Origin of the sequence: Halomonas sp. ND22Bw, assembly GCF_003011945.1 — a bacterium.
Lineage (GTDB): Bacteria > Pseudomonadota > Gammaproteobacteria > Pseudomonadales > Halomonadaceae > Halomonas > Halomonas halophila.
The window spans coordinates 1-260 of record NZ_PXWD01001180.1 but is presented as its reverse complement, the minus strand read 5'-3'; the positions used below and the strand labels follow the sequence as shown (position 1 = coordinate 260).

At 63.8% G+C, this 260-nt stretch carries 1 protein-coding gene; it reads right to left on the bottom strand.

Going from position 1 to position 260, the window contains the following annotated elements; translation table 11 throughout:
• Nucleotides 1–260 (bottom strand): TonB-dependent receptor (locus CVH10_RS21905; RefSeq protein WP_146143266.1); only part of this gene is annotated, 260 nt, incomplete at both ends.

Sequence of the window (260 nt, the reverse complement as noted above, 5' to 3'; positions counted from 1 at the left end):
AAAGCGCGCGTTGGGATCATAGGCGCACGAACCCGCCGGACCGGAACATGGCACGGTCGTGGCCAGCGGCGTCTTCGCCGTGTCGACATAGCCGGCATATAGAAAGGCGTAGCCGTCGCGATATTGCAGCCGATCCCAGGTATAGCGCGCACCGATGGTCAGCGTCAGGCGCGGTACGATCTCGTAATCGCCCTGCGCGAACACCGCATAGGAGCGGCGCTCCTGCCGGTAATGCTGGAAGAAGCCGCCATTGGCACCCG